1 protein-coding gene is annotated in these 430 nt (G+C 68.1%); it reads right to left on the bottom strand.

Going from position 1 to position 430, the window contains the following annotated elements; genetic code table 11:
- Positions 1-430, bottom strand: a 430-nt coding sequence (locus tag JZ792_RS43745) for an ATP-binding cassette domain-containing protein (protein ID WP_216918452.1), incomplete at both ends; no start/stop codon positions are given.

The following is a 430-nucleotide window of genomic DNA, read 5'->3' as shown; positions in this document are numbered from 1 at the left end:
GCTTCGGGTCCTGCATGAGCAGCATGCCGATCTCCAGCCATTGCTTCTGGCCGTGGCTCAGCTCGCCGGCGCGGCGCGCGGGCTGGTGCGCGAGGTGGATGGTGCGCAGCACCTCGGCGAGCCGGTCCTGCTGGGCCGAATCGAGGCGGAAGAACATCGACGACGCCACGCCCTTGTGCGTCTTCAGCGCCAGCTCCAGGTTCTCGAACACCGTGAGCTGCTCGAACACCGTGGGCTTCTGGAACTTGCGGCCGATGCCCGGCTGCGCGATGCCGGGCTCGTTGTGGCGCAGCAGGTCGATGGTGGAGCCGAAGTACACCGTGCCGCGGTCGGGGCGCGTCTTGCCGGTGATGATGTCCATCATCGTCGTCTTGCCGGCGCCGTTGGGGCCGATGATGCAGCGCAGCTCGCCCGGGGCGATGTCGAGGTT

Origin of the sequence: Nocardia noduli, from assembly GCF_019038455.1 — a bacterium.
In the GTDB taxonomy this organism is placed as follows: Bacteria; Actinomycetota; Actinomycetes; order Mycobacteriales; family Mycobacteriaceae; genus Nocardia; species Nocardia noduli.
The sequence above is the reverse complement of the archived record's forward strand: the minus strand, read 5'-3'. Positions and strand labels throughout refer to the sequence as shown.